Raw genomic sequence first — 4,598 nt, 5'->3', positions numbered from 1 at the left:
CTGCCGCTGGTCGAGCGGGGGGCTCCGCCGGGGGGCGGGTGAGGGCGGGGCGGGGGACCGCGCCGTTCCCCGGGCTCTCAGGCGGGTGCCGGGGTCACGCCGGTTCCTCCGTGGTGGCCAGGTCGCCGGGGGCGTGGCCGGGGAGAGCGGGCGGCGGGGAGGCGTCCAGGGCGTAGTGGTGGCGCAGCTGGAGTTCCTGCTCGGGGGAGAGGTGGCGGCCCACGCCGAAGTCCGGGGCGTCCCTGATCAGGTCCCGGTCGAACGGGACGCGCAGACAGCCGCCGGCGTATGCGCTGGGCCGCAGGGGGACGAAGGCGTCCCGGCTGAACAGGCCGGTGCGGATGGCCGCCCACTCCGGTACGCCGGTCGCGTCGTCGAGGTAGACCTCGTCGACGGTGCCGATCCGCGTGCCGTTGCGGTCGAACGCCTTGCGGCCTATCAGGTTGCGCGGATCGATGTCGGTCTGCACGGGCCCTCCAGCTGCTCGCAACTCATCCGTAAGCACACTCATCGGTAAGCACACTCAGCACACTCATCCGTAAGCACTACGAAAGAGCACTTTGAGCGGGACGGCCACTCGGGGGAACCCGCTGGTACCCTGAGCAACGGCTGCTGACCCCATGCGGGAGAGTCCTCCGGAGACCGCCGGAGGCGCCGAAGGAGCAACTCCTCCCCGGAATCTCTCAGGCACACGTACCGCATGGACGAGGTCACTCTGGAAAGCAGAGCGGTATGCGAGTCTTCGACGGCTTCCGCTCTCACCGACGGTGAAAGCCGGCGTGCCCCCGCGGCGAGCCGGTGAAGCTCTCAGGTCGAGATGACAGAGGGGGAGGCCGTCCGGGCACCCAGACCGCGGTGCCCTCGAAGGTCGTCGGACCAGGAGGCCTCCGTTATGACCGCCCAGCGTATTCCGCTCTCCGAACTCGAACAGGGAATCCCCTTCGAGCAGCGCCACATCGGGCCCGACTCCGAGGCCCGCGCCAAGATGCTCGCGCAGGTGGGGTACGGCTCGCTCGACGAGCTGACGGCCGCCGCGGTGCCGGACGTGATCAAGAACGCCGACGCGCTCGACCTGCCCGGCGCGCGCACCGAGGCCGAGGTGCTGGCCGAGCTGCGCTCCCTGGCGGACCGCAACGAGGTGCTCGACTCCATGATCGGGCTCGGCTACTACGGGACGTTCACGCCGCCCGTGATCCTGCGCAACGTCATGGAGAGCCCCGCCTGGTACACCGCGTACACGCCGTACCAGCCGGAGATCTCCCAGGGCCGCCTGGAGGCGCTGCTCAACTTCCAGACGGTGGTCGCCGATCTGACGGGCCTGCCGACGTCCGGTGCCTCACTGCTCGACGAGGGCACGGCGGCCGCCGAGGCCATGGCGCTGTCACGGCGCATGGGGAAGAACAAGAAAGGTTTCTTCCTCATCGACGCGGACACCATGCCGCAGACCGTCGCCGTGATCCGGACCCGTGCCGAGTCCGCGGGCGCCGAGGTCGTCGTCGCCGACCTGACCGACGGCATCCCCGCCGCACTCGCCGAGCGCGAGATCAACGGCGTGCTCCTCCAGTACCCCGGCGCCTCCGGCGCCGTACGGGACCTGAAGCCCGTCGTCGAGCAGGCGCACGAGCTGGGCGCGGTCGTCACCGTCGCCGCCGACCTGCTCGCCCTGACGCTCCTCACCCCGCCCGGCGAGCTGGGCGCCGACATCGCCGTCGGCACGACGCAGCGCTTCGGTGTCCCGATGGGCTTCGGCGGGCCGCACGCCGGATACATGGCCGTGCGGGAGAAGTTCGCGCGCAGCCTGCCCGGCCGGCTCGTCGGCGTCTCGGTGGACGCGGACGGCAACAAGGCGTACCGGCTCGCCCTGCAGACGCGTGAGCAGCACATCCGCCGGGAGAAGGCGACCAGCAACATCTGCACGGCCCAGGTGCTGCTCGCGGTGATGGCCGGGATGTACGCCGTCCACCACGGTCCCGAGGGACTGAAGACCATCGCGCGGCGCACCCACCGGTACGCCGCGGTCCTCGCCGCGGGGCTGCGGGCGGGGGGTGTCGAGGTCGTCCACGAGGCGTACTTCGACACGCTCACCGTGCGGGTGCCGGGCCGGGCCGCCGAGACGCTCGAGGCCGCCCGCCGGAACGGGGTCAACCTCCACCTGGTGGACGCGGACCACCTGTCCCTGTCCTGCGACGAGACGACGACCCGGGCGCAGCTGGACGCCGTCTGGTCGGCGTTCGGCGTCGACGCCGACGTGGCGGCGCTGGACGCGACGACCGAGGACGCGCTGCCGGACGCGCTGCTGCGCACCGACATGTACCTCGCGCACCCGGTCTTCCACCAGTACCGCTCGGAGACCGCGATGCTGCGCTACCTGCGCCGCCTCGCCGACCGCGACTACGCGCTCGACCGGGGCATGATCCCGCTCGGCTCGTGCACCATGAAGCTGAACGCGACCACCGAGATGGAGCCGGTCACCTGGCCCGAGTTCGGGCAGCTGCACCCCTTCGCCCCCGCCGACCAGGCGCAGGGTTACCTCACCCTCATCCGTGAGCTGGAGGAGCGGCTCGCCGAGGTCACCGGCTACGACAAGGTGTCGCTGCAGCCCAACGCCGGCTCGCAGGGCGAGCTGGCCGGTCTGCTGGCCGTCCGCGGGTACCACCGGGCCAACGGCGACGAGCAGCGCACCGTCTGCCTGATCCCGTCCTCCGCGCACGGCACCAACGCGGCCAGCGCCGTGATGGCGGGCATGAAGGTCGTCGTCGTGAAGACCGCCGGGGACGGCGAGATCGACGTCGAGGACCTGCGGGCCAAGATCGAGCAGTACCGCGACGAGCTGTCCGTGCTGATGATCACGTACCCCTCGACGCACGGGGTGTTCGAGGAGCACGTCGCCGACATCTGCGCGCAGGTGCACGAGGCGGGCGGCCAGGTCTACGTGGACGGCGCCAACCTCAACGCGCTGGTCGGGCTCGCCAAGCCGGGGCACTTCGGCGGCGACGTCTCGCACCTCAACCTGCACAAGACGTTCTGCATCCCGCACGGCGGCGGCGGTCCGGGCGTCGGCCCGGTCGGCGTGCGCGCGCACCTGGCGCCGTACCTGCCCAACCACCCGCTGCAGCCCGCCGCGGGCCCGGAGACGGGGGTGGGTCCGGTCTCGGCGGCTCCCTGGGGTTCCGCGGGCATCCTGCCGATCTCGTGGGCGTACGTCCGGCTCATGGGCGGTGAAGGGCTCAAGCGGGCCACGCAGGTCGCCGTGCTCAGCGCCAACTACGTGGCCAAGCGCCTGGAGCCGCACTTCCCGGTCCTCTACACGGGGCCCCGCGGGCTGGTGGCGCACGAGTGCATCATCGACCTGCGGCCGCTGACCAAGGCGACCGGGGTGAGCGTCGACGACGTGGCCAAGCGGCTCATCGACTACGGGTTCCACGCGCCGACGATGTCGTTCCCGGTGGCCGGCACGCTGATGATCGAGCCCACCGAGAGCGAGGACCTCACCGAACTGGACCGGTTCTGCGACGCGATGATCGCCATCCGCGCGGAGATCGAGAAGGTCGGGTCGGGGGAGTGGGCGGCGGACGACAACCCGCTGCGGGGCGCCCCGCACACGGCGGCGGCGCTCGGCGGGGAGTGGGAGCACGCGTACAGCCGTGAGGAGGCCGTGTTCCCGGCAGGGGTCTCGGCGGCCGACAAGTACTGGCCGCCGGTGCGGCGGATCGACCAGGCGTACGGCGACCGGAACCTGGTGTGCTCCTGCCCGCCGCTGGACGCCTACGAGGGCTGATGCCCTGGCCGCTCCCGCGGGGGCGCGGCATGCGTCGGGGCCGGTTCCGGGAGTGCTTCCCGGGGACCGGCCCCTCGTGTGTCCGGACGGCCGGCTCCGCCGTCCGTGGTGCGCCGTGCCGCCCGGCCGGCCTTCGAAGGACGGCCTAGGCGGCGGTCATCACGTCCATGGCCGGCGACCGGTGCGGAGCGATGATCCGGCCGTCCGGCAGGATCTCACCGGTGTCCTCGAAGAGCAGGACGCCGTTGCACAGCAGGCTCCATCCCTGCTCCGGGTGGTGCGCCACGAGGAGCGCGGCTTCCCGGTCGGCGGAGTCGGCTGTCGGGCACGGTCGCTGGTGCTGGCACATTGATGGGATCTTTCGCTTCGGTGTGAGGTCGGTGTCGGGTGTGTTCTCTGTCTTGCGGCTCGAACTGGTGTCCATGGCCGCCCCCCGTTTGTCAGATGGTCCGGAACCCAGTGTTGCCCTACGGCCGTCGATCCGCAGGGATTTGACGGCAGCACTCCTCACAGGTTCATGACGCATGGCCCGCGCGGACGGTTCATTCCGACCGGGCTGTCCCTTCGGGGGGTTCGCCATGGCCGGATGGGGCTAGTCCGTACGGGCCAGGAGCGCGCCGCGTGTCCCCGGCGTCACTCCGTGCGACACCCTTCCCGGCCGTGCGGCGCCCACGGCGAAGTGCCCCGCGGCCGGGGTGGGGCCGCGGGGCACGGAGGTGCGGGTGCTCTCAGGCGGGTGAGCCGAGCAGCGGGGCGGGTGCGGGTGCGGGCGCGGGCTTCGGCGTGAGCCGGTGCGTCAGGACGGGCAGCAGATCGGCCG

Annotated in this window: 3 protein-coding genes and 1 riboswitch; of the genes, 1 reads left to right on the top strand and 2 read right to left on the bottom strand. The window is 71.8% G+C overall.

Annotated features, from left to right (window positions below):
* Positions 1–94: 94 nt before the first annotated feature.
* Positions 95–469 carry a PRC-barrel domain-containing protein gene (locus HO151_RS00960; protein WP_173894237.1) on the bottom strand — a complete coding sequence of 125 codons (375 nt, stop codon included), beginning with the start codon at positions 467–469 and terminating at the stop codon, positions 95–97.
* A 144-nt stretch (positions 470–613) separates the two neighbouring features.
* Positions 614–709, top strand: a riboswitch (glycine riboswitch).
* 183 nt (positions 710–892) lie between these two features.
* Here HO151_RS00960 and gcvP point away from each other — a divergent pair.
* A complete protein-coding gene (gcvP, locus tag HO151_RS00955) occupies positions 893–3,778 on the top strand; it encodes an aminomethyl-transferring glycine dehydrogenase (protein ID WP_173894236.1) in 2,886 nt (961 codons plus the stop codon).
* 145 nt (positions 3,779–3,923) lie between these two features.
* On the opposite strand, the gene HO151_RS00950 is transcribed toward gcvP, so the two are convergent.
* Positions 3,924–4,127, bottom strand: coding sequence for a DUF5999 family protein (locus HO151_RS00950; protein WP_149510476.1), 204 nt, complete (start codon positions 4,125–4,127; stop codon positions 3,924–3,926).
* Positions 4,128–4,598: the final 471 nt, after the last annotated feature.

It is taken from the genome of Streptomyces sp. 8P21H-1 (genome assembly GCF_013302945.1).
The sequence above is the reverse complement of the archived record's forward strand: the minus strand, read 5'-3'. Positions and strand labels throughout refer to the sequence as shown.

Bases quoted from the DNA above. Each gene is read 5' to 3' on its own strand.
- gcvP (WP_173894236.1), top strand. From the start codon at position 893: ATGACCGCCCAGCGTATTCCGCTCTCCGAACTCGAACAGGGAATCCCC.
- HO151_RS00950 (WP_149510476.1), bottom strand. From the start codon at position 4,127: ATGTGCCAGCACCAGCGACCGTGCCCGACAGCCGACTCCGCCGACCGG.